The 23,580-nt window shown below is 39.8% G+C and carries 19 protein-coding genes; all 19 read left to right on the top strand.

Annotated features, from left to right (window positions below):
- The first annotated feature begins 4 nt into the window (after positions 1-4).
- The 19 genes from A5N88_RS08525 to ftsZ all read left to right on the top strand — a co-directional run bounded on the left by A5N88_RS08525 (position 5) and on the right by ftsZ (position 23,314).
- Positions 5-217 (top strand): biotin/lipoyl-binding carrier protein, encoded by a 213-nt coding sequence (locus tag A5N88_RS08525; protein WP_066264838.1) that lies wholly within the window; start codon positions 5-7, stop codon positions 215-217.
- A 21-nt stretch (positions 218-238) separates the two neighbouring features.
- Entirely contained in the window at positions 239-1,780 is a 1,542-nt protein-coding gene (locus A5N88_RS08520) for an acyl-CoA carboxylase subunit beta (protein WP_066264837.1), read from the top strand.
- Between the two features lie 261 nt (positions 1,781-2,041).
- Positions 2,042-2,938 carry a 2-dehydropantoate 2-reductase gene (locus A5N88_RS08515; protein WP_066264836.1) on the top strand — a complete coding sequence of 299 codons (897 nt, stop codon included), beginning with the start codon at positions 2,042-2,044 and terminating at the stop codon, positions 2,936-2,938.
- Positions 2,939-3,340: 402 nt separating this feature from the next.
- On the top strand, positions 3,341-3,499 hold the full coding sequence (locus A5N88_RS25450) for a hypothetical protein (RefSeq protein WP_198160205.1): 159 nt from the start codon (positions 3,341-3,343) through the stop codon (positions 3,497-3,499).
- A gap of 210 nt (positions 3,500-3,709) precedes the next feature.
- The gene (gene bshC / locus A5N88_RS08510) at positions 3,710-5,329 is read left to right on the top strand and encodes a bacillithiol biosynthesis cysteine-adding enzyme BshC (RefSeq protein WP_066264835.1); all 1,620 of its coding nucleotides are present in this window, start codon (positions 3,710-3,712) and stop codon (positions 5,327-5,329) included.
- Positions 5,330-5,550: 221 nt separating this feature from the next.
- Positions 5,551-5,982 carry a division/cell wall cluster transcriptional repressor MraZ gene (gene mraZ / locus A5N88_RS08505; RefSeq protein ID WP_066264834.1) on the top strand — a complete coding sequence of 144 codons (432 nt, stop codon included), beginning with the start codon at positions 5,551-5,553 and terminating at the stop codon, positions 5,980-5,982.
- Between the two features lie 53 nt (positions 5,983-6,035).
- A complete protein-coding gene (gene rsmH / locus A5N88_RS08500; RefSeq protein WP_066264830.1) occupies positions 6,036-6,977 on the top strand; it encodes a 16S rRNA (cytosine(1402)-N(4))-methyltransferase RsmH in 942 nt (313 codons plus the stop codon).
- Positions 6,978-6,991: 14 nt separating this feature from the next.
- Positions 6,992-7,357 carry a cell division protein FtsL gene (gene ftsL / locus A5N88_RS08495; RefSeq protein WP_066264829.1) on the top strand — a complete coding sequence of 122 codons (366 nt, stop codon included), beginning with the start codon at positions 6,992-6,994 and terminating at the stop codon, positions 7,355-7,357.
- Entirely contained in the window at positions 7,354-9,546 is a 2,193-nt protein-coding gene (locus tag A5N88_RS08490) for a penicillin-binding protein (protein WP_066264827.1), read from the top strand. The genes ftsL and A5N88_RS08490 overlap by 4 nt, the downstream gene beginning before the upstream one ends.
- Positions 9,547-9,830: 284 nt before the next feature.
- Positions 9,831-11,747: a stage V sporulation protein D gene (locus A5N88_RS08485; protein ID WP_066264825.1), complete on the top strand. Its 1,917-nt coding sequence runs from the start codon at positions 9,831-9,833 to the stop codon at positions 11,745-11,747.
- Between the two features lie 307 nt (positions 11,748-12,054).
- The gene (locus A5N88_RS08480; protein ID WP_066264824.1) at positions 12,055-13,521 is read left to right on the top strand and encodes a UDP-N-acetylmuramoyl-L-alanyl-D-glutamate--2,6-diaminopimelate ligase; all 1,467 of its coding nucleotides are present in this window, start codon (positions 12,055-12,057) and stop codon (positions 13,519-13,521) included.
- Positions 13,514-13,972: a hypothetical protein gene (locus tag A5N88_RS08475; RefSeq protein ID WP_066264820.1), complete on the top strand. Its 459-nt coding sequence runs from the start codon at positions 13,514-13,516 to the stop codon at positions 13,970-13,972. Before A5N88_RS08480 ends, A5N88_RS08475 begins: the two co-directional genes overlap by 8 nt.
- Before the next feature lie 5 nt (positions 13,973-13,977).
- A complete protein-coding gene (mraY, locus tag A5N88_RS08470) occupies positions 13,978-14,952 on the top strand; it encodes a phospho-N-acetylmuramoyl-pentapeptide-transferase (RefSeq protein ID WP_066270373.1) in 975 nt (324 codons plus the stop codon).
- Positions 14,953-16,308 carry a UDP-N-acetylmuramoyl-L-alanine--D-glutamate ligase gene (murD, locus tag A5N88_RS08465; protein WP_066264819.1) on the top strand — a complete coding sequence of 452 codons (1,356 nt, stop codon included), beginning with the start codon at positions 14,953-14,955 and terminating at the stop codon, positions 16,306-16,308.
- Between the two features lie 95 nt (positions 16,309-16,403).
- On the top strand, positions 16,404-17,504 hold the full coding sequence (gene spoVE / locus A5N88_RS08460; RefSeq protein WP_066264818.1) for a stage V sporulation protein E: 1,101 nt from the start codon (positions 16,404-16,406) through the stop codon (positions 17,502-17,504).
- 563 nt (positions 17,505-18,067) lie between these two features.
- Positions 18,068-19,174: an undecaprenyldiphospho-muramoylpentapeptide beta-N-acetylglucosaminyltransferase gene (gene murG / locus A5N88_RS08455; RefSeq protein WP_066264817.1), complete on the top strand. Its 1,107-nt coding sequence runs from the start codon at positions 18,068-18,070 to the stop codon at positions 19,172-19,174.
- 218 nt (positions 19,175-19,392) lie between these two features.
- Complete coding sequence (locus A5N88_RS08450; protein ID WP_066264815.1) at positions 19,393-20,241, top strand: cell division protein FtsQ/DivIB; 849 nt, start codon at positions 19,393-19,395, stop codon at positions 20,239-20,241.
- A 505-nt stretch (positions 20,242-20,746) separates the two neighbouring features.
- Complete coding sequence (gene ftsA, locus A5N88_RS08445; RefSeq protein ID WP_066264814.1) at positions 20,747-22,033, top strand: cell division protein FtsA; 1,287 nt, start codon at positions 20,747-20,749, stop codon at positions 22,031-22,033.
- A gap of 132 nt (positions 22,034-22,165) precedes the next feature.
- The gene (gene ftsZ / locus A5N88_RS08440) at positions 22,166-23,314 is read left to right on the top strand and encodes a cell division protein FtsZ (RefSeq protein ID WP_066264813.1); all 1,149 of its coding nucleotides are present in this window, start codon (positions 22,166-22,168) and stop codon (positions 23,312-23,314) included.
- Positions 23,315-23,580: the final 266 nt, after the last annotated feature.

Here is a 23,580-nt window from a genome sequence, read left to right as displayed (position 1 = left end):
GAACATGAATCAAATAACAGCATCAATGGCAGGGACGGTATTAAATGTTTTAGTAAACGCAGGAGAAGAAGTCAGCGCGGGTCAAACCGTTGTAATGCTTGAATCCATGAAAATGGAAATTCCGATTGAAGCAGCTTTTCCCGGAAAAGTTTCTGAGATAAGAGTAAACATTGGTGATTTTGTAAATGAAGACGATGTTTTGATCGTATTCGAATAAGTTAAGAAAGGGGAGAGAATCATGTCTGTTTCACAATCAGTTAATCAAAGTCTAGATGAACGCAGAGAGAAAATAAAAAAAGGCGGACCAGAAAAATACCATGAAAAATTAAAAAGTCAGAATAAGCTTTTTGTCCGCGATCGGCTTAAGCTTCTATTTGATAATGGCCAATATGAGGAGGATGGCCTATTTGCCAATGCACTCGCCGAAAATTTGCCGGCAGACGGTGTTGTGACGGCAATAGGGAAAGTTCATGACCAAACTGTTTGTGTAATGGCAAATGATTCTACTATAAAAGCAGGCTCATGGGGTGCCAGAACAGTTGAAAAAATTATCCGTATCCAGGAAACGGCTGAGAAGTTAAAGGTTCCTCTTTTTTATTTAGTAGATTCTGCAGGAGCAAGGATTACCGATCAATTAGAAATGTTTCCTAACCGAAGAGGCGCAGGAAGAATATTTTATAATCAGGTAAAGCTTTCAGGCATGCTTCCGCAAATCTGTTTGTTATTTGGTCCTTCTGCAGCAGGCGGGGCCTATATTCCGGCATTTTGTGATATTGTTATCATGGTTGATAAGAATGCCTCTATGTATCTGGGATCCCCACGCATGGCTGAGAAAGTAATTGGAGAAAAAGTAACCCTTGAAGAAATGGGCGGAGCCAGAATGCATTGCACAGTCAGCGGATGCGGGGATGTACTGGCTCAATCGGAGGAAGAAGCCATTGCGCTTTCCCGTGACTATCTTGCTTATTTTCCAGCTAATTTCACTGGGAAAACGGACATCGTTTCTTCTGTAGCGCCTAAGCAGGGAAGAAGCATAGAAGAAATTGTACCAAAGCACCAAAACGCACCATTTAATATGTATGAATGCATCGATGCATTAATCGATGAAGGATCTTTCTTTGAAATGAAAAAGCTGTTTGCTCCGGAGCTGATTACTGGTTTTGCGCGAATAGACGGGCGCGCAATAGGGATTATTGCCAATCAGCCTAAAACAAAAGGCGGAGTGCTCTTTGTAGATTCGGCAGACAAAGCAGCGAAGTTTATTCAGCTTTGCGATGCTTACCACATTCCTTTATTATTTCTGGCTGATGTACCAGGCTTCATGGTCGGTACCAAGGTGGAAAGAGCAGGGATTATTCGCCATGGTGCAAAATTTATTGCTGCTATGGCTTCAGCAACTGTGCCTAAAATATCTGTAATTGTGCGAAAAGCATACGGGGCCGGACTGTATGCTATGGCAGGACCGGCTTTTGAACCCGACTGCTGTATTGCTTTGCCAACAGCTCAAATTGCCGTAATGGGGCCGGAAGCAGCGGTTAATGCTGTCTATTCAAATAAAATAGAGGCGATTGAAGATCCTAAAGAAAAAATTGCTTATGTTCAAGAAAAGCAAAGAGAATATCAGGAATCAATTGATATTTACAGGCTGGCTTCAGAGTTAATTATTGATGAAATTGTAGCTCCAAACGATCTTAGGAAGGTGCTTTCTAATCGTTTTGAGATGTATCAGTCAAAGGACCTTCATTTTAGCACCAGAAAACACCCGGTATATCCTGTGTAAAAACAACGAAAGCGGCAACCTTAAAGGTGCTGCTTTCGTTGTTTTTACTTATAAGTGAGAAAAAATTTTATGGATTTATTCATTTTTGCTAAAATATGAAAGAGGCAGCTCCTTTAAGGAGCCGAAGTCATTGAAAGAGGTACGCTCATATTAAAATCCAAGCTTTGTTATTGTGCTCTGTTGCTTTTGCATATAATGATAATCAGCCTAAACAATATGGACGAACTGGCATATATCAAAGTTGATAAATAGAGGGATCATATGAAAATTGGTGTAATAGGTGGAGGATCAATCGGCCTGTTATTTGGTGCTTACTTAAGCAGGAAAAACAAGGTTACTTTGTTTACGAGGACTGAAGGACAAGCGATTGATTTAAAAGAGAAAGGGGTTAGCGTGTTAGTGGATGGTAAGCCTTCTTTTAAAGGTCATATAGAGGCTTCTCATGATTTTAAAGACCTTGATAGGCAGGATCTGATTATCATTACGGTGAAACACTACCACCTGCAAGATATAGAGGTGAACCTTAAGGGATTACCAGAAGATATTCCTTTACTATTTTTGCAAAATGGTATGGGGCATTTGAAATTTATTGATGGATTGCCGCAGAAAAATATATTTGTAGGAACAGTTGAACATGGTGCCCTGAGAATGGCTCCGGCTGAAGTTTCACATAACGGAATTGGAAAAACCAATGTAGCTCTTTATAAAGGGAACAAAAAAACCCTTGAAGAATTACTTTCTATAGAACAGCGGAATTTCTGCTTTCATTTTGAACGTGATTTTAACACTATGCTTGTACGGAAGCTCCTTGTCAATGCACTTATAAATCCTTTGACAGCCATATTGAATGTACCAAATGGCGAACTCATTGCCAATAAGCATTATTATCATCTTTATTTGGAGTTATTTAATGAAATAGTGCCTGTATTTCCTGGAATTGACAAGAATGAAATGCTAAACGAAATCACAGCAATTTGCAAAAAAACAGCAAAAAACAGATCTTCCATGTTAAAAGACTTGGATCACCATACGGAAACTGAAATTGACAGTATTCTTGGATTTATACTCGAGAAAGCCGAGGCATTAAAGATCAAATTGCCAATTACCCTTGCCATTTATCAGATGGTAAAAGGCAAGGAAGAAGAAAAAGAAGTGTAGTTTCAGCGCTTTTAATCTAATCACTTTGGCCTTGATAATGGTCCTTGTGGTTTAACCCCACAATCTAATTGTTTCGCAATGTGCAAAATTCCTTCTCAGTTAACAGCAAGTAAGGTTTCCGATGCCCGCGGAAAGCGAGTGCCTGCAGCGGAAATCAACCAGCAGGAGAATTGGTGCACATCCGAAGTTACAGCCCAACCCAACGGTGATGGACATCCGAATTCAATCGAATTATAAGGCAGGAGATTTCTGAGGGATATTCATGTAGAAGAGAATGCGATTAGAAGTTTTACTAACCACCCGTGGAAAGAGAGAGCCCTGAAGTGAAAGTCAATCAACAGGAAGACTAGAACGCAACCAACAACTCATTACAGTCCAATGTAGATTTGAAACTTATGTTGATTGAAGCGAAAGGCACGAGGCTCCTGCGGGAAAAGCAGGCATAGGGAGACCCCGCAGGAGCTTGCGACGAGGAGGCTCCCGGCCGGCCGCGGAAAGCGAGTGCCTGCAGCGGAAATCAACCAGCAGGAGAATCAGTGCACATCCGAAGTTGCAGCCTAACCCAATATTTATGGATATCCAAAATTGTCAATCTATTTGTAAAAACTCCTGCTTAAAGTAAAAAATAGAAAAAGGCAATTATTCAAAGGGGTATCTGAACAAGGTTAAAAGACTCAGCCATTTAAAAAGCAATTATTTTTCTTTTTCCCCCTAAGAATGCTATACTCTAGGAGGTAAAATATCGTACTTCAAGAAAGGAAGAACCGTTTTATGGAACTGGAAAAGATTACAATTCCAGCAACAAACCGTTTTGCTTCCCTTTACATAGAACAAATGGAGCCTGTAAAGGATTTTTTTCATTATGACATAAAAAAAACCTCGGTTTTTAAAGAGAGATATGCGGACTTACAGGAGAGGCATTTTCCACGCGAAAGCCTTGCACGATGTATTGAAGAGTACATGAAAAGATATCCTTCTTCCGAGCAGATAAAAGCGTCATTAGATAAATTGAAGCAGGAAGATTCAGTTGTTGTTATTGGCGGACAGCAAGCAGGTTTATTGACAGGACCGCTCTATACGATACATAAATTAATTTCTGTATTAAAGCTGGCAGAGGAACAGGAGAAAGCGCTCCAGAAGCCAGTAGTCCCTGTTTTCTGGATTGCAGGGGAAGATCATGACTTTTTAGAAATAAATCATGTTTTTGTAGAGCATAACCGTTTGCTGAAAAAGTTCAGTTATTCTGAGGGGCCAATGGAAAAGAAAATGGTTTCGGATGTGATATTCGATCAAAACCAAATGAAAAAATGGCTTCATAAAGTTTTTGAACCATTCGGTGAAACACGATATACAAAGCAGGTTCTGGATTTTGCTGAGCAAGCTGCTGCTGCCTCCAAAACCATCGTTGATTTCTTTAATTTTATTATATTAAAGCTATTTAAGAAGTATGGTTTACTGGTCATTGATTCAGCAGATCCTTCGTTAAGGAAAATAGAAAAAGCATACTTTGAGGAGTTAATTCAAAAGCATGATCGTATTACACGGGCTGTATTGGATCAGCAGGAACAAATTCAAGCGTTTGAATTCCCACCTGCCATTGAATTATATGAGAATGCGGTTAATCTCTTCTATTATACTGGGAAAGAAAGACTTCTTTTGGAGTATGATTCACAGCACGAGGCTTTTAGGACAAAGAATGGAGACTATTCTTTTTCGAAGTCTGAAATTATTGACTCGTTAAATGATAGGCCTGAGGCTTTCAGCAATAATGTGGTGACTAGGCCTTTAATGCAGGAATGGCTGTTTCCTACACTTGCCTTTATTGCGGGGCCGGGTGAAATTTCCTACTGGGGTGAACTGAAGCTCGCTTTTGAAACGATGGGTTACAAGATGCCGCCCATTGTTCCGAGAATGAATATCAGTTTTGTGGAATCTTCTATTGAAAGAGATATCCGGCAGCTTGGACTATCCGTTCAGCAGGTAGTTCTAAAGGGAGTACAAGAGGAAAAGATTGATTTCTGGAACTCGATAAAGGACGTATCCATTGAACATATTCTGGAAGATATTAAAGCACATCTTGAAACCAGCTATGAAAAAATTGAGGAGAAAACCACTAAAGGCTTAAGTCCTCTAGTGAAAAAGAATCTTTCTTTCCATCTTGGCCAAATTGATTTCTTGCAAAGAAAATTTGACCAAAGCCTGCAAGAAAAGAATGATCTTTCGCTGGAAAGGTATGACAGAATTGAGCGTTCATTGCGCCCTCAAAATGGCCCTCAGGAGCGAACTTGGAATTTGTTCTACTATTTAAACAAGTATGGTCTTAACTTTATTGAGGATTTAATGGAATTGCCTTATGAATTTGACGGTAGCCATAAACTGATTCACATATAAATTTCATTTTTTAAAGGTCCGTTTCTCCGTCTATTAATCGGAGGGCGGGCTTTTTTTTGAGATAGAAATATTGTCTAGTGGAAATTGAAATACTTGAGTCAACAGACAAGAAAGCTTGATTTTAAAAGAAGGAATTAATTCCCGGAGAAAGAATATTAATTATAGGTGGTGAAAGGTGGGGGATTGTGGTACATTAATTATAGAAAGTGGGGGTAAGGGCCATGTTCATGGGGGAATATCAACATAACATCGATCCGAAGGGCCGTATTATCATACCGGCCAAGTTTCGCGAACTTCTTGGTGACAATTTTGTCATCACAAGAGGTCTTGACCGATGCTTATTTGGATACCCCATAGACGAATGGAAGCAAGTTGAAGAAAAGCTAAAAGCCCTCCCGTTAACCAAAAAAGATGCCCGTGCCTTTACACGTTTCTTTTTCTCTGGGGCTTCTGAATGTGAGTTGGATAAACAGGGGAGAATTAACATTCCCTCTCCGCTTGTCAGCTATGCGCAGCTAGAAAAAGAATGTGTTGTTTTAGGAGTTTCCAATCGAATTGAGATTTGGAGCAAGGATTTATGGGGAGACTACTTTGAAGAGTCTGAGGAATCCTTTGCCGAGATTGCTGAAAATATGATTGGCTTTGATATATAGACCAGAACATAAGCTATGGCATTCTTTCAATATCGATTGGAAAGGTGATGTAAATGTTTAATCATACTACTGTATTGCTCAAAGAAACGGTGGATGGACTAAATATCCGCCCGGATGGAATATATGTGGACTGTACCCTTGGAGGGGCAGGACATAGTGAATATATACTATCCCAACTATCAGCTGAAGGACAATTATTCGCGTTTGACCAGGATGATACCGCGATTGAGAATGCAAAAAAGCGGCTGTCGCCATTTGAAGCAAACGTAACATTCATTAAAAGCAATTTCCGCCATATTAAAGAGGAGCTTGAAAACAGAGGGATAACATCGGTTGATGGCGTTTTGTATGACTTAGGAGTTTCCTCTCCTCAACTGGATACACCAGAACGCGGTTTTAGCTATCACCACGATGCTCCACTGGACATGAGGATGGATATGCAGGGAGATTTAAGTGCTTATGATGTCGTGAACCACTGGCCATTTGAACAGCTTGTCCGCATCTTTTTCAAATATGGTGAAGAAAAATTCTCCAAGCAAATTGCCAGGAAAATAGAAGCGGCCCGCGAAAAAGCCCCGATTCAAACAACAGGTGAATTAGTTGAACTTATAAAGGAAGGAATTCCCGCTCCGGCAAGAAGGACAGGCGGACATCCTGCAAAAAGAGTCTTCCAGGCAATCAGAATAGCGGTAAATGATGAACTGGCCGCATTCGAGGAATCACTAAAAAATGCTATTGACATTTTATATCCGGCAGGCCGTATCAGTGTCATTACCTTTCATTCTCTGGAAGATCGTATTTGTAAGACGATCTTTAAAGAAGCGAGCAGCGGGCCTGATTTACCTCCAGGACTTCCGATAATACCTGATGAATATAAGCCTGTATTAAAGCTAGTTAATCGAAAGCCTATCGTACCAAGTGAAGAAGAACTTAATCTAAATAATCGTTCAAGATCAGCCAAGCTAAGAATAGCTGAAAAAATAAAATTAAGTTGAATGGAGGTAGAAAGATGAGTAACTTAGCAAGGAAACAACAGCTTCAGCACGATTTAGAACCCCAAAAACATATAGAAATTCAGTCAACCCCTCTACATAAGCGGGCACGCATAACACTTGGCGAAAAATTATTAGCAGCATTTTTTGCAGTCTTTGTTTGCTTTATGGCGGTTAAAATTATTTCCGCCCAGGCTGCCATCTATCAGGTCAATAAGAATGTACAGGACGCCCAGACAACAATACAAAACCAGCAGAAAGTGAATGAAGGTCTTCAAACACAAGTAAGTGACCTCAGCCGATACGATCGTATTGCCCAGAAAGCGAAAGAATTGGGTTTGAAATTAAATGAAAATAATATCAAGGTTGTTGACAAAAAATGAAGCAAAAAAGACCAAATATGAACAAAGGAGCAGCCGTTATTTTTGTGTTTTTCGGTCTGCTCTTTTTTGTATTGTTTGCGAGGATTTTCATCATTGAAATCACAGGGCAGGTAGATGGAAAAGTACTGGCAGCTAAAGCAGCTCAAAAATATTTACGATCTAACGTTATTGAGGCAAGCAGGGGGACAATTTATGACCGCAATGGGGATGTACTCGCTGAGGATGTCCCGTCCTACACACTCATTGCGATTCTCGACAAAAGGATGACTGTGGATCCTAAAAACCCAAAAAATGTAGTAGATCCCCGAATGACAGCAGCGAAGCTGTCGACTGTAATCAATATGCCTGAAGATCAAATTTACAATCTTTTAACGAAAAAAGGTGTTTTTCAGGTGGAATTCGGGAAAGCAGGGAAGAATCTTTCCTATGATATGATGACTAAAATAGAAGCCCTAAATTTGCCTGGCATCACGTTTATGCCTCCTGAGGCCCAGCGCTTCTATCCGAATGGCTCCTTTGCATCTCATGTAATAGGGTATGCACAATCAGTGGAGGATAGTAATGGCAAATCTAAACTCGTGGGTGAAATGGGTCTTGAAAAAAGCCTTGACAATCTGCTCCAAGGCTATAATGGACGGGTTCAATATGAAGGAGACATGTGGGGATATATCATTCCCGGCAGTAAAAAGAAAGTGGAAAAGCCCAAAAACGGCGATAATGTCTATTTAACGCTTGACGATAAGATTCAAAACTTTATAGAAGATGCCCTGGATAACGTTCAGCAGAAATATCATCCAGCAAAAATGATTGCAGTAGTTGCTGATCCGAAAACAGGTAAAATTCTGGGGATGGGACAAAGGCCGACATTTGATCCTGCGACCCGCGAAGGATTAAGCAATTCATGGCATAATGAAGCGGTGGAAACAACCTTTGAACCAGGTTCTACTATGAAAATCTTTACACTGTCTACAGCCGTTCAACAGGGTGTATTTAATCCAAATGAAAAGTACAATTCAGGGAAATTTTATGTAAAAGGGGTCCCAAATCCTATTAAAGACTATAACTTTGGAATTGGCTGGGGAAAGATAACCTATTTAGAAGGTTTGCAAAGATCTTCAAATGTGGCATTTTCTAGTTTGCTGGACAAGATTGGCCAGGACACATTCCTTAGCTACTTGCATCGTTTTCACTTTGGCCAGCCTACAGGGATTGATTTGCCAAATGAAGCATCCGGCCAAATATTGTACAAGTATCCAATTGAACGATATACAACAACATTTGGACAGGGAACATCGGTAACAGCTATGCAAATGGTTCAGGCAGCTACTGCTGTAGCAAATGATGGGAAAATGATGAAGCCATATATCATTGACAAAATTGTTGATCCGAATACCGGCAAAGTAAAACAAACTAAGCCAGAAGTGGTTGGCAATCCAATTAGTGCAGAAACGGCCAAAACGGTGAGAGGCTACCTGAGAGACGTAGTTGCCAAAAAGCCTGGGACGGGTATGGTATATGACATTCCCGGCTATCAGGTTATCGGGAAAACCGGAACTGCCCAGATGCCGAATCCAAATGGCGGAGGCTACTTAAAAGGCTGGAGCAACTATGTATTTTCCTTTTTAGGCATGGCTCCAGAGAATGATCCAAAACTGCTTGTGTATGTTGTTGTACAGCAGCCTCACTTAGATCAAAATACACTGGAGAGCGGATCAACTCCGGTAAAAATGATTTTCAATCCGGTAATGAAAAGCAGTCTTCAGTACTTGAATATAAAACCTGATAAAATGCAAACTGCAGCGGTAACCAAGATTCCGGACGCTTCTGGCCTTAACATAACAGACGCTGTAAATATGTTTAAAAAGGCAAAGCTAAATCCAATTGTACTTGGTAAAGGAAACACTGTTGTCAGCCAGAGCCCGAATGAGGGAGAACCTTTATTAGAAGGGGAAAAAGTATTTATAAAAACAGATGGTCAAGCATCAATGCCTGATATGACAGGGTGGTCAAAACGCGATGTTATTAGTGTTTCTGAAATGCTGGGCTTAAATCTCTCAATGAATGGGGAGGGATTTGCCATTAGTCAAAGTGTCTCTCCGAATTCCCCTGTTCAAGAAGGTGATCCTTTGGAAGTAAGCTTTCAAACGCCGGATGCAGAGTCTCAGTCAAACACAAATAAAAACAATTAATAGGAAAGAATGTTAAATGAGCATACTTTGCTTTTCATTTATAGCAATAAACAACAAGCCCTTCCAATGTGGAAGGGCTTGTTCTATTGAAAATCCTCTCTGCATATATTTTAATAGTGTTTTTTAGGGGGCTGTATGAGAGAAATAATTGCCATCAGAACGTTTCTGATTCAGTGGGGGAGTAAGGGAACAGTACTGTAACGAAGATGGATTTATTAGTGAAAATTGGAACAAGCTTAGCGTGAAAAGGGTGATTTGCAATTTTATGAAAGGGGATGACCCAAATGGTGAAACGGGTATCCAGTGTTACCGTAAGAAAAAGGCTGGTCGCGATATTGCTTGCAGGTCTGTTCGTTTTTGTCGTAATTGATGCCCGTCTGGGATATGTTCAGTTTGTATTAGGGGATATGCTGACTAATAAGGCGAAAAACTCATGGAGCAGGGAAATTCCATTTGAACCGCAAAGAGGTGAAATATTGGATCGTAATGGAATCCCTATTGCAGCAAATCAAAGTGCTCCAACCGTTTACGTTATTCCAAGACAAGTAAAAGACCCTGAAACGACAGCTCAAAAGCTTTCTAAGGTTTTAAATATATCAAAAGAAACCATTTATAAGCACCTTACTGTAAAAGCGTCAATTGAAAGAATCAAAGAAGCCAGGAAAATTACCAGTGATAAAGCAAACGAAATTAGAAACTTAAAACTAAAGGGTGTCTATATTGCTGAGGATTCAAAGAGATATTACCCTTTTGGGAGTTATTTATCGAATGTACTTGGTTTTACGGGTATTGATAATCAAGGACTTACTGGGCTTGAATATACGTATAACAAGGAGCTGGAAGGTGATGCAGGTTCGGTTCAATTTTATTCTGATGCAAAAGGTAAAAGAATGCCCAATATGTCGGATGATTACCAGCAGCCCACTGATGGACTTGATCTAAAACTCACGATTGATTCTAAGGTTCAAACGATTATTGAGAGGGAACTTGATAACGCTGAAAAAAGATACCATCCAGACGGCCTCATTGCGATTGCTATGAATCCCAATACCGGGGAAATCCTTGGTATGTCAAGCCGCCCAAATTTTGATCCAGCAAATTATCAAAATGTTCCTCAGGAGGTCTACAACCGGAATCTTCCTATTTGGAGTACGTATGAGCCGGGTTCCACTTTTAAGGTAATTACTCTGGCTGCAGCACTTCAAGAAGGAAAAGTAAATCTGGAAAAAGATCATTTTTATGATTCTGGTGCCGTAAAAGTTGGAGGAGCCACCCTCCATTGCTGGAAGAGAGGAGGGCATGGCAGCGAGACCTATCTTCAGGTAGTGCAGAATTCTTGTAACCCGGGATTTGTTGCATTAGGAGAAAAACTTGGTAAACAAACTTTATTTAAGTACATTCGAAATTTTGGATTTGGGCAAAAAACAGGAATTGATTTATCAGGAGAATCAACGGGAATACTCTTTAACTTGAATCGAGTGGGACCTGTTGAACAGGCAACTACTGCTTTTGGCCAAGGGGTATCGGTAACGCCGATTCAGCAGGTAGCGGCTGTATCCGCAGCCATTAATGGGGGGATATTGTACCAGCCATATATAGCTCAGGAGCTGGTGGATCCGGAAACAGGAGATGTTGTGATGAAAAAAACACCTGTTGCCAAAAGAAGGGTTATCTCAGAAAGCACTTCCAAGGAAGTAAGGTATGCCCTTGAAACAGTAGTAGCGCAGGGTACCGGTAAAAATGCTTTTGTTGAGCAGTATCGAATTGGAGGGAAGACTGGTACAGCACAAAAGGCAAAGAACGGAAGATATTTGGAAAATAACTATGTATTATCATTTATAGGCTTTGCCCCTGCTGATAATCCGCAGATTGTGGTTTATCTTGCAGTTGATAATCCAAAGAATACGGTACAATTCGGCGGCCAGGTGGCAGCTCCAATAGCAGGAAATATAATTGGTGACAGCCTTAGGGCTATGGGGGTACAGCCGCGAAAAAATCAAATTGAAAAAGAGTATACCTACCCTCAAACTCCGATGGTGAAAGTGCCAAATCTTGTTGGGCTTGATAAATCAGAGATAGCAAATGAATATTATAATTTGCAGCTTGATGTAAGCGGAGATGGAGATACGGTTGTCAGACAGGCTCCGGAGGCTGGAGTGAAGGTGGAGGAAGGATCTACCATTCGGGTATATATGAAATAATGCGGAGGGCGGCAACTTATCATTGCCGCCTTCTTGTTTAGGCAATGACTTTATTATATTTATTTTTGTACTGCTAACTGCTTGTTTTTAGCTGATTCGAGTGAAATGGCTGTTCCACTCGAATGAGCTAAGAAACAACAGAAGCCTTTATCAAAGTCTGGGCAGCAAAAAGTATTAAAAGCGTAATAGATTAATAAAAGATTTTCTTGTAAAATAGACATGGACTGTTTTTTTGTATCAGGTATAATGGTATCGGCAGTCGAATGAGTTATCATGTTCTGTTGATAGTATAGGAAGGATTGACAAGATGAAGTTACATACACTTTTAACCGCTTTGCCTTTTGTAAAAGTACCAGAGGCAAATCCAGAAATAGAAGGGATTTATCAGGATAACAGAAAAGTAACAAAAGGCAGCTTATTTATCTGTATTAAGGGACTGACGGTTGATGGACACAAGTTCGCTTCGGAAGCAGTCAAAAAGGGTGCTGCAGCCATTATCTCTGAGAAAGAACTTGATGTCGATGTACCCGTTATTGTCGTTAGAGATACAAAACGTGCAATGGCTGTCCTTGCTGATGCTTATTATCAACATCCAACAAAAAAGCTTCGTATGGTAGGTATAACGGGAACCAATGGAAAAACGACTACAAGCCATTTAATTGACCAAATTTTTCAGGATGCAGGTGAAAAAACCGGCCTTATTGGAACAATGTATATCAAGATTGATGAAGAAAAAATTGAAACAAAGAATACAACCCCGGACAGTCTGACGCTGCAGCAAACGTTCGGAAAAATGGTGAATAATGGAGTAGCTTCTGCTGTTATGGAAGTTTCTTCGCATGCACTTGACCAGGGCAGGGTGTATGGAATTGATTTTGATATTGCTGTTTTTACTAATCTTACACAGGATCATCTTGATTATCACCATACAATGGAAGAGTATTTATACGCAAAAAGCCTTTTGTTTTCTCAACTTGGCAATACCTATGAAGCAGCTAAGCCCAGATTTGCTGTAATAAATAATGATGATCCGGCTTCTTTAAAGCTGCAAAAAGTTACAGCAGCCCATGTACTCACGTATGGAATTGACCATGAGTCTGACTTTCAAGCGAAAGATATTAAAATGAGTGCAGATGGTACAGTATTTACTCTTATTTCGCCTGAGGGAGAATTTCCTGTAATCTTGCAGCTGATCGGGAAATTTAGCGTGTACAATGTTCTTGCTGCTATAACTGCCGGGTATGCTGCACGAATCCCATTAGAATCCATCATTCAATCACTTGAAAGTATTCCAGGAGTCCCGGGTAGATTTGAGTTAGTAAAGGGCGGCCAATCCTACCCTGTCATTGTGGATTATGCCCATACACCTGATAGTCTCCAAAATGTTCTGCAGACGGTTCGACAAATCGCTTCCAAGAGAATAATTGTTGTTGTTGGATGCGGCGGAGACAGGGACCGGACAAAGCGGCCGATCATGGCGCAAATTGCAGTAAAGCTTGCTACGGATGCTATTTTTACATCTGACAATCCTCGTACGGAAGATCCGATGGAGATATTAAGAGAAATGGAAACAGGCGTTAAAGGTGAAGAATACACCGTAATCCCTGACCGTAAGGAAGCGATTAAGCATGCAGTGCAGATGGCAAGTGATGGAGATGTTATTATTATTGCCGGAAAGGGCCATGAAACCTACCAAATTATTGGTCAAACCATCCATGACTTTGATGATCGCCTCGTTGCATTACAAGCAATAAAGGAGCGTAAGAATGCTTAAGTATAAAGAGCTTTATCCGTTAAATAAGGGTACAAGGGGACTGAATGACCCATCCCTTCAATTTAATCATGTTACAATTTTTTCAGATTCCAAGCAGCCGAAAGGATTGTTCATTCCATTAGAAGGCAGCGGGAAGCTGGATGAAGCAATTGAAAATGGAGCCATTGCTTCTCTTTGGAAGGAGGGCTTGGCGCTGCCCTCCTATACACCAAATGATTTTCCAATTATTTATGTAGAAGATACGGCTTATGCCTACTCCTCTATAGCAGCGCAATACATCCAAAAAGTGAAACAAAAAGAGTGTGATATTATGACTAAATTTGAATTTTATGCACCACAGCTTCTTAATAAATCTCCTTTTACATATGATATAGCTGTAGAAGAAATGGGACATGATTTATTGGCGGCACTTAATCTGTTTGCTGAAGGCAAAAGGAGGGGAATAAAATAATGGGAATGATAGAGAAAGTTACATTATTTACAATAATACTAGGATTCTTGCTGACAGCATTGCTTTCACCCATTTTTATTCCCTTTTTAAGAAGGCTGAAATTTGGGCAAAGTATAAGGGAGGAAGGGCCTAAGTCCCACCAAAAGAAAACCGGTACACCTACAATGGGCGGAATTGTCATTGTATTATCTATTATCATAGCTACCTTGGTCATGACGGGGAAGTTTGCTCAGCCAACCGTAAAAACTTATTTACTTTTATTGGTTACAGTTGGATTTGGCTTGCTGGGCTTTCTTGATGACTTTATAAAAGTGGTGTTAAAACGAAATTTAGGGCTGACATCGAAGCAAAAATTGCTGGGGCAAATTATCATCTCTGTTATTTTTTATTTGATCTATAGGCAGTATCATTTTTCTAATGCCATCACCATTCCTTTTGTGCACACCACTATTGACCTTGGCTGGTTCTATGTTGTGTTTATTATCTTTTGGCTGGTTGGCTTTTCAAATGCCGTTAACTTAACAGACGGCTTGGATGGATTGGTGTCCGGTACTTCGGCTATTGCATTCGGAGCTTTTGCTATTTTGGCATGGAGCCAATCTCAATATGATGTTTCTGTATTTTCTGTAGCAGTTGTTGGGTCAGTTTTAGGCTTCCTTGTTTTTAACGCTCATCCTGCAAAGGTGTTTATGGGTGATACTGGTTCCCTAGCACTGGGGGGAGCAATTGCGGCTATTGCCATTTTAACAAAGCTGGAAATACTTCTTATTATTATTGGCGGGGTTTTCGTCATTGAAACATTGTCTGTAATCATTCAAGTAATATCTTTTAAAACAACAGGAAAGCGTGTCTTTAAAATGAGCCCCCTCCACCATCATTATGAGTTAGTCGGCTGGTCTGAATGGCGGGTTGTCGTAACATTTTGGGCAGTTGGGTTATTATGCGCGATATTAGGAATCTATATTGAGGTGTGGATGTAAGTGAAAACGATAAATGAGTATAAGCATAAAAAGATCTTAGTATTGGGACTTGCAAAAAGCGGTGTAAGTGCAGCTGCGCTTTTGCATAAATTGGGAGCCTTTGTAACGGTAAATGACAAAAAGCCTCTGGGGGAAAATCCCGAGGCTCAGGGCTTGCTAGAACAGGGAATCAAGGTGATTTGCGGGTGCCATCCTATTGAACTTCTGGAAGAAGGATTCGAGCTGATTGTAAAGAATCCGGGTATTCCTTATACGAATCCTTTGGTTGAAGGAGCATTATTACGTGGGATTCCAGTTATAACCGAAGTGGAGCTTGCTTATAAAATTTCAGAGGCTGAGATGATAGGCATTACCGGTACGAACGGAAAAACGACAACCACTACCTTAATCTATGAAATATTGAAAGCTGATTCTGGTCTGAATCCTTTAATTGCAGGAAACATAGGGACAGTTGCTACAGAAGTGGCACAGATAGCAACAGAAGAAAATCAGATGGTTATTGAGCTATCATCTTTTCAGCTTATGGGAATCGAATCCTTCAGACCTCATATTGCCATTATTACGAACCTCTATGATGCACACTTGGATTATCATGGCACAAGACAAGAATATGCCAAGGCAAAATCGAATATTACGAAAAACCAAACGGAAGAAGATTTGCTGATCATCAATGCGGATCAACAGGAGCTTTTGGATCTGGTTTCTTTTACCAAAGCAAAGATCGTTCCTTTCTCTACAAAGAAATACTTGGAAAATGGCTGTTCTTTAAAGGATGGCTCTATCTCATTCCTTGGAGAAACATTAATCGAAAGAAAGGATATCGTATTGCCAGGAGATCATAATTTGGAAAATATTCTTGCAGCCGTTGCAGCATCCAAGCTGATCGGGGCAAGTGATGATGCGATTCGGAAGGTACTGACGACGTTTAAAGGAGTAAAGCACCGTACGCAGTTTGTAGATGTGATTGAAGGCAGGAAATTTTATAATGACTCTAAAGCCACTAACATCCTAGCCGCACAAAGTGCCCTAAATGCATTTCATGAACCTGTCATCCTGTTAGCAGGCGGACTTGACCGTGGAAATGGATTTGAAGAGCTAATTCCCTATATGAAAAATGTTAAAGGCATGATAACGTTTGGTCAAACAGCTGAAAAACTGGAAAAAGCAGGGCGTGAAGCGGGAATAGAATGGATTCAACGTGTCGATAATGTTGAAAAGGCAGTTACTGCAGCTTTTGATATTTCCATTCCTGGAGATGTCATCTTATTATCTCCTGCTTGTGCAAGCTGGGATCAATACAAATCTTTTGAGATTCGTGGTGATATTTTTATTGATGCCGTGCATAAGCTAAAGTAAGAGCTTGGACAAATGTTCTCCGTGCTTCATGATTCAACCCTCAGGCAGGAATAAAAGGAGACGGCTCTAATATTTCACTCTCGAGGTGTTGGACTTTGCCTTTGAAAAAATCGAACCCGGATTTTCTGCTTATTATTGTGACACTATCACTATTAGCAGTTGGACTCATTATGGTTTACAGTGCCAGTGCGATTTGGGCGGATTATAAGTTTGCTGACTCCTTCTATTTTGCCAAACGGCAGCTCCTTTTTGCCGGTATCGGTGTTGTCGCTATGTTTTTTATTATGAATGTGGACTATTGGACATGGCGGTCATGGGCAAAAATGCTTTTAATTATTTGTTTTGTTTTACTCGTCTTAGTGCTTATTCCGGGCGTAGGGCTTGTAAGGAACGGTTCAAGAAGCTGGATCGGTGTTGGAGCTTTTTCAATTCAGCCATCGGAATTTATTAAATTAGCGATGATTGCTTTTTTATCTAAATTCCTATCTGAGAATCAAAAATATATTACCTCCTTCCGAAAAGGTCTTATTCCGTCGCTTGGCTTAGTATTTATTGCTTTTGGGATGATCATGCTTCAGCCGGATCTTGGTACAGGCACGGTTATGCTGGGGACTTGTATTGTTATGATCTTCATTTCAGGTGCCCGGATTGCACACTTTGTCATGCTGGGATTGATGGGTGTAGCCGGTTTTGTAGGACTAGTTCTCTCCGCTCCATACCGTATGGAAAGGATTACTTCTTTCCTTGACCCATGGAAAGATCCGCTTGGGAGCGGATTTCAAATTATCCAATCACTTTATGCCATTGGGCCGGGAGGGCTATTTGGAATGGGACTTGGTGAGAGCAGGCAGAAGTTTTTCTACTTACCCGAGCCCCAAACAGATTTTATTTTTGCTATTTTATCTGAAGAACTGGGCTTTATTGGAGGGAGCTTTGTCCTTTTATTATTTGCCTTGATGCTTTGGAGAGGAATTAGGATTGCCCTTGGTGCTCCTGATCTGTATGGAAGTTTTTTAGCCGTAGGCATTATTTCTATGGTGGCCATTCAGGTTATGATTAATATTGGAGTGGTAACAGGCTTGATGCCCGTTACAGGGATTACGCTGCCTTTTTTAAGCTACGGAGGTTCATCGTTAACCCTCATGCTTTGTGCTGTAGGAGTATTGTTGAACATAAGCCGATATTCAAGACTTTAATTTTTTCAGGTTTAACAATCTAATCTCCGGGTAAAGTAATTATCGGACGAAAGTAGTTTATTAGCCTAAACATTGTAACAGAAGCCACGGTACAAAATAATTAAACAGCATAGTAAGCTGTGTAAAGGCTTGGCACTTAAGGTTTCTTTCCTTACCTTTTGAGCCGGCCTTATTTTATTGAGAGGCTTTGTTTGTATTTAAATAACTGCTCTTTTTTGTTCATTTATCTTTCAACTAAGCTGACAAGCAGAAAAGAGGGTCATTTTTCAAGAATGAACGAAAATACAACAGAGTTTTAAAAAGAATCTTTTCGCATACTTCGCTCCTAGATGCTTAAAAATCAGCGAATACAACGGTCTGACTGATTAGTGTGTTGAAAGTCATGGAAAAGAGAGAAAAATTATAATTGCTACAGTTCGTTTACATTCCTGTAATTATTCTTTTACTGCTGCCTCCAAGTGGTTTAGAATATAGTATTATAGAAGGTGATTAAAAAGATAGGTTGCATTTAAACATTTAAATGTATATAGATGTAGGTTTTGTATGATAACAGAGGTGAAATGATGAAGATAGTTGTAAGCGGCGGCGGAACAGGTGGACACATCTATCCTGCCTTGGCACTAATTAGAACAATAAAACAAAAACATCCCGATACAGAGTTCCTATATATTGGTACTGAGAAGGGCCTGGAATCGACATTAGTTACCAGGGAAAACATTCCTTTTAAAGCGATAGAAATTACAGGCTTTAAGCGGTCACTATCAGCAGAGAACTTTAAAACAATCACAAGATTTTTAAAGGGTGTAAGAGCTTGTAAAAAGATTTTGAAAGATTTCAAACCCGATGCAGTCATTGGAACAGGCGGTTATGTTTGCGGTCCGGTTGTTTATGCGGCAGCTAAATTAAAAATACCGTCTATCATCCATGAACAAAACAGCGTGCCGGGACTAACAAATAAGTTTTTAAGCAGATATGTGAATAAAGTAGCAATTTGTTTTGAATCAGCGAGACAGTTTTTTCCTGAAAAAAAAGTTGTGCTGACTGGCAATCCACGAGCATCTGAAGTATTGGGGAAAACAGACACAAGTGTTTTGAAAAGTTATAATTTGAGTGAAGGAAAGCCCACTGTGTTAATTTTTGGAGGGAGCAGGGGAGCAAGGCCGATAAATGAAGCTGTCATCAAGACGCTTGCACAATTCGCTCAAAAATCCTACCAAGTCCTTTATGTAACAGGTGATGTTCACTATGAAAATGTTAAGAAAGAAGCTTCGTTAATTGGTCAAAACCAAAATATTGCAGTGGTTCCCTTTATACATAATATGCCTGAAATTTTAAGGGCAGTGGAGTTGGTTGTTGCGAGGGCAGGGGCTACTACCATTGCTGAAATTACCGCTCTTGGCTTGCCGAGCATACTAATACCAAGTCCATATGTAACCAATAACCATCAGGAAAAGAACGCAAAATCACTGACTGAAAATGGCGCTGCTTCCATGCTTCTTGAAAAGGATCTAACTGGAAGTAAGCTTTTAGAGTCCATAGATGCCATCCTATTGGATAAGAATAAAGAAAATAAAATGAAGAATGCAGCTCAAAAGCTTGGAATTCCCGATGCTTCCGACCGTCTTTACAATGTGATGCGAGAATTATCCAGAACTAAGATGACGAAATAATTTCCAGGGAAACATTTTCAGATAAGATGTTTTTACGGTGTATCTTTAAAAAAGTATTTACAAAATCTACTCTAGGCTGTATAGAATAAAGAGAGATGTCTATAAGCCAGGCCTTTGATAAATAATGTGAGTTTTATTATTATATTATAATAATAAATTAACCATTCATGGGTATTAGTTTAATGGACGCATCATACCATCGGGAGGGAGAACGTCCAATGGAAAAAGGGAAAATAGTTTCTCTTGAAGACCGGATTCCGAAATTAAAGGAACAGCGTAAGCGCAAAACAAATAAAAGGCTTGTCCTTTTGCTTTCCATTTTTTTTATTTTAATATTAGTTATCATTTATTTTCAATCTCCTCTCAGCCGAGTTCATAATGTTACGGTTGAAGGAAATGCAGCTGTCTCATCCGCTGCAATTATAAAAAAGAGCGGAGTAACACAACAAACAAACATATGGAATCTTAATAAAACAAAGATAAAAGCAAATATACAAAAAATGCCTGAAATCAAATCTGCCAATATTTCAATACATCTGCCAAATAGCTTGGTAATTCATATTAAAGAATACAAAAAGATGGCATATGTATCGGATGGCAATCATTACTATCCAGTTCTGGAGGACGGTTCAATTTTAAAAGAATCAACGGGTTCCAAGCTAATGAACGCTCCAATTTTAACTGGATTTGAACAGAAAAAGTATTTGCAGGCAATGGTTGGACAACTTGAAAATCTGCCGGTTGAAATTATCAACTCTATTTCTGAAATTCAGTATACGCCTCAAAGCACGGACAGTTATCATATTACACTTTATATGAATGACGGCAATGAGGTCATAGCCACTATTCAGACTTTTGCTGATAAGATTGAAAATTACCCCTCCATAGTCAGTCAGTTGGATCCGAAGCAAAAGGGCATTATTGATTTAGAAGTAGGTTCATATTTCCAACCGTTCCCCAATAGCAGTAATGCGCAGAACAATACTGCCTCTGGAACAAACAGCAGTTCAGTTAAGAATAATAATGGTTCTGCTAAAAAAAATAGCGGAGCAGCGAAAAAGAAATAGTCTTTTAAATTGGGTCTGAGAGAGAAATAAGGACTATTTGCTAAGATTCGACTTTTTCTTACAATATTCCTATTAAATTTCCATTTTCTCTTAATATCCCTATTTACAAAATATTTATAAAACGAGTATATTTATAAGAGGTTCTTTTTTTAATATAATACTTGAAAAAAACTTTAGCTTTTCTAAGAATTCATATTAGTGTAGACTTAAATGAATAACTTTATAGTGAAATTGGTCTGCATTTAGTATGGAAAGTTATACATGAAACAGAGTACAATTTCCGTTGTATAGTAACTAGAAAAATCTGAAAAAAAATAGCTGTTTTAAAAGGGAATTTATCATTTTTGACGAATATTTCTATAGTAAATACCCTATAGGATAAATACATAGCTGATATAATTTCCTGGGACAGGAAGATATGTCGAAATACGTACGCAATATGGATGAATAAATCGAAAAATATTTGTGGTGAAAATAAAAGTGATCTAAAGGGAGGTGCCACTGTATGAGCAACAACGAAATATACGTCAGTCTTGACATCGGTACATCCACTGTTAAGGTGATTATTGGAGAAATGGTTAATGAAACCTTAAATATCATCGGAGTCGGGAATGTAAAATCTGAGGGTATCAAAAAGGGATCGATTGTTGACATAGATGAAACAGTGCATACAATTCGAAAGGCAGTAGAGCAAGCCGAGAGAATGATTGGCATGAATATTCAGGATGTCATTGTCGGTATCGCAGGAAACCATGTTATATTGCAATCCTGTCATGGTGTAGTGGCAGTATCCAGTGAAAACAGAGAAATTTCGGATGAAGATGTGGCAAGGGTAACAGACGCAGCCCAAGTAGTTTCAATTCCTCCTGAAAGGGAAATTATTAATGTCATCCCAAAACAATTCATTGTAGATGGGTTAGATGAAATAAGTGACCCTCGTGGCATGATTGGTGTTCGTCTTGAAATGGAAGGGACACTTGTCACGGGCTCCAAAACGATATTACATAACACCCTACGCTGCGTTGAAAGAGCTGGATTGAATATTACAGAAATTGCTTTGCAGCCTCTTGCAGCCGGAGCGATTGCCTTATCACAGGATGAACGCAACCTGGGGACAGTATTAATCGATATGGGCGGCGGTTCCACTACCTTGGCAGTGTTTGAACATGGTGAAATTAAAGCGACAACGGTTATGCCAGTGGGCGGAGATAATATCACAAAAGATTTATCGATCGTTCTTCGTACATCTACCGAGGATGCTGAACGTATTAAAGTGAAATATGGACATGCTTACAGCAATGATGCACTTGAAGATGAAGTTTTCAGTGTACCTATCATAGGCAGTGATCAGCATCAACAATTTAATCAGTTGGAGATTTCTGATATTATAGAAGCAAGAATGGAAGAAGTGTTCAGTTATGTTCTGCAAGAGCTTAAAAGGCTGAACATCGAAGATTTACCTGGAGGTATTGTATTGACAGGAGGCTCTGCCAATCTGCCGGGAGTGCTGGAATTGGCGCAAGCGGTCTTTCAAAATCGTGTGAGGATTGCGATACCTGATTATATTGGCGTTCGCGAACCCCAATACACAACGGCAGTAGGGTTGATAAAATATGCTTACAAGAATGCCAGATTACAAGGTCGAAATGTAAGTGCCTCACCAGTACAGATGGAAATGCCTGAAAAGAAACCAGTAAAAAAACCGCAACCAAAACAACAAAAAGAAGAAAAGCAACCAGATGAGAAACTTTCCGCAAAAATGAAGAAATTCTTTGGCTACTTTTTTGAGTAGATAAATGAGGTATCTTGGGTAACCAAAGAAATGAGATGCAGGAGATGGGTAATTCATTCTCCCGACCTCTAACATGGTACCGTTGCTGGTTAGTATCTTAGTGGAATATCGAAGAATTAGGAGGATTCTCTCATGTTGGAGTTTGATACAAATTTAGATTCTTTAGCGACTATTAAAGTTATTGGCGTAGGTGGCGGCGGTAATAATGCTGTTAACCGAATGATTGAACATGATGTTCAGGGTGTTGAATTTATCGCAGTAAATACAGATGCACAAGCTTTAAACCTATCTAAAGCAGAAATAAGAATGCAAATAGGAGCAAAGTTAACCAGAGGACTTGGAGCAGGTGCAAATCCAGAGGTAGGAAAAAAGGCCGCTGAAGAGAGCAAGGAACAGGTTGAAGAAGCTTTAAGAGGTGCTGACATGGTATTTGTCACTGCCGGAATGGGTGGAGGAACAGGTACAGGGGCTGCACCGGTCATTGCTAAAATTGCAAAGGACCTTGGGGCATTAACAGTTGGTGTAGTAACTCGCCCATTTACATTCGAAGGCCGAAAACGTGCTACACAGGCTGCCGGCGGTATTTCTGCAATGAAGGAAGCAGTTGATACATTAATTGTGATTCCTAATGACCGTTTATTGGAGATAGTGGATAAGAGCACTCCAATGCTTGAAGCGTTTAGAGAAGCAGACAATGTTCTGCGCCAGGGTGTCCAAGGGATTTCTGATTTAATTGCTACTCCTGGACTAATCAACCTTGATTTCGCTGATGTAAAAACCATTATGACGAATAAAGGTTCAGCATTAATGGGCATTGGTGTTGCGACAGGCGAAAATCGTGCAGCAGAAGCAGCTAAAAAGGCAATATCCTCTCCGTTGCTTGAAAAGTCCATTGATGGAGCGCAGGGTGTATTAATGAACATTACCGGCGGCGTTAATTTAAGTTTATATGAAGTTCAGGAGGCTGCTGATATTGTAGCATCTGCTTCTGACCAAGAAGTTAATATGATTTTTGGTTCAGTCATTAATGATAATCTTAAAGATGAAATTGTAGTGACAGTTATTGCTACCGGCTTTAACGAGGAAGTTTCTCAACAGCAGAAGCCTCAGCGTCCTGTTTTTGGACAATCTAAACCAAATGTAAGCCAAGGCATAAAACGCGAACCTAAACGTGAGGAAGCTCCTCAGGAACCTTCAAGACCGGTTAGTTCACAGCCTATGGAGGATGCGCTGGATATTCCTACATTCTTGCGTAACCGTAACAGAAACCGTAATCGCTAATAAAATCAATGATACTCTAATTAATAAAGAAGCAGGATCTCTCCATTTTAGGGGAAGATCCTGCTTTTTTTTAGGCTCTGTTAAAGGCTGTTTTCGCATAGATTGATGCTTTACGTAGAAAGAATAATTCCGTGAGTTGTCTGTTTTCTTGCATCTTTTCGTGAGCTCTTCCCAAATTTTAATACTGAACATATATTTTCAATGATATTTTTGGTCCAATAGCAACAAAATTTACAAAAAGAGCCTTGTTAAATAGCAATGTTGTT

The sequence above is a fragment of the Heyndrickxia acidicola genome (assembly GCF_001636425.1).
GTDB lineage: Bacteria > Bacillota > Bacilli > Bacillales > Bacillaceae_C > Bacillus_AE > Bacillus_AE acidicola.
This window is presented reverse-complemented; position numbering and strand designations above follow the sequence as displayed.

What these genes read in the sequence shown, in the direction of transcription:
- murG (WP_066264817.1), top strand. Translation starts at nt 18,068, where the DNA reads ATGAAGATAGTTGTAAGCGGCGGCGGAACAGGTGGACACATCTATCCT.
- A5N88_RS08520 (WP_066264837.1), top strand. Translation starts at nt 239, where the DNA reads ATGTCTGTTTCACAATCAGTTAATCAAAGTCTAGATGAACGCAGAGAG.
- bshC (WP_066264835.1), top strand. Translation starts at nt 3,710, where the DNA reads ATGGAACTGGAAAAGATTACAATTCCAGCAACAAACCGTTTTGCTTCC.
- A5N88_RS08450 (WP_066264815.1), top strand. Translation starts at nt 19,393, where the DNA reads ATGGAAAAAGGGAAAATAGTTTCTCTTGAAGACCGGATTCCGAAATTA.
- mraY (WP_066270373.1), top strand. Translation starts at nt 13,978, where the DNA reads ATGATAGAGAAAGTTACATTATTTACAATAATACTAGGATTCTTGCTG.
- A5N88_RS08490 (WP_066264827.1), top strand. Translation starts at nt 7,354, where the DNA reads ATGAAGCAAAAAAGACCAAATATGAACAAAGGAGCAGCCGTTATTTTT.
- ftsZ (WP_066264813.1), top strand. Translation starts at nt 22,166, where the DNA reads ATGTTGGAGTTTGATACAAATTTAGATTCTTTAGCGACTATTAAAGTT.
- A5N88_RS08485 (WP_066264825.1), top strand. Translation starts at nt 9,831, where the DNA reads ATGGTGAAACGGGTATCCAGTGTTACCGTAAGAAAAAGGCTGGTCGCG.
- A5N88_RS08475 (WP_066264820.1), top strand. Translation starts at nt 13,514, where the DNA reads ATGCTTAAGTATAAAGAGCTTTATCCGTTAAATAAGGGTACAAGGGGA.
- A5N88_RS08525 (WP_066264838.1), top strand. Translation starts at nt 5, where the DNA reads ATGAATCAAATAACAGCATCAATGGCAGGGACGGTATTAAATGTTTTA.
- rsmH (WP_066264830.1), top strand. Translation starts at nt 6,036, where the DNA reads ATGTTTAATCATACTACTGTATTGCTCAAAGAAACGGTGGATGGACTA.
- A5N88_RS08480 (WP_066264824.1), top strand. Translation starts at nt 12,055, where the DNA reads ATGAAGTTACATACACTTTTAACCGCTTTGCCTTTTGTAAAAGTACCA.
- A5N88_RS08515 (WP_066264836.1), top strand. Translation starts at nt 2,042, where the DNA reads ATGAAAATTGGTGTAATAGGTGGAGGATCAATCGGCCTGTTATTTGGT.
- mraZ (WP_066264834.1), top strand. Translation starts at nt 5,551, where the DNA reads ATGTTCATGGGGGAATATCAACATAACATCGATCCGAAGGGCCGTATT.
- ftsA (WP_066264814.1), top strand. Translation starts at nt 20,747, where the DNA reads ATGAGCAACAACGAAATATACGTCAGTCTTGACATCGGTACATCCACT.
- ftsL (WP_066264829.1), top strand. Translation starts at nt 6,992, where the DNA reads ATGAGTAACTTAGCAAGGAAACAACAGCTTCAGCACGATTTAGAACCC.